The organism is Variovorax stachyos, assembly GCF_051400855.1.
Classification (GTDB): domain Bacteria; phylum Pseudomonadota; class Gammaproteobacteria; order Burkholderiales; family Burkholderiaceae_C; genus Variovorax.
Genome location: NZ_JBLFFN010000065.1, coordinates 1 through 519, shown reverse-complemented (window position 1 = coordinate 519; position 519 = coordinate 1). Strand labels below are relative to the sequence as shown.

The window sequence follows — 519 nt, the reverse complement described above, 5'->3', positions numbered from 1 at the left end:
CCGGCACCACCAAGGAAGGCATCAGCGGCATCCGCCCGGCCATCCCCGGCGGGCTGATCTCGGCCGGCAACGCCAGCCAGTTCTCCGACGGCGGCGGTGCCTGCGTGGTGATGGAGGAGAGCTATGCCGAGAAGAAGGGCTTGAAGCCCCTGGGCCGCTTCCTCGGCTTTGCGGTGGCGGGCTGCGAGCCCGACGAGATGGGCATCGGCCCGGTGTTCGCCATTCCCAAGGTGCTCAAGCGCCTGGGGCTGAAGATCGAAGACATCGACCTGTGGGAGCTCAACGAGGCCTTCGCGGTGCAGGTGATCTACTGCCGCGACAAGCTGGGCATCCCGGGCGACCGGCTGAACGTGAACGGCGGCGCCATCGCGGTCGGCCATCCCTACGGCGTGAGCGGCCAGCGGCTGACCGGGCATGCGCTGATCGAGGGCAAGCGCTGTGGCGCGAAGAAGGTGGTGGTGACGATGTGCATCGGCGGCGGGATGGGGGCGGCGGGGGTGTTCGAGGTGCTTTGAGCAC

Annotated in this window: 1 protein-coding gene; it reads left to right on the top strand. The window is 68.6% G+C overall.

What is annotated here, in order from left to right; all coding sequences use genetic code 11:
• Positions 1-515, top strand: a 515-nt coding sequence (locus tag ACMGEZ_RS29720; protein ID WP_496084682.1) for a thiolase family protein, incomplete at its 5' end; no start/stop codon positions are given.
• Positions 516-519: the final 4 nt, after the last annotated feature.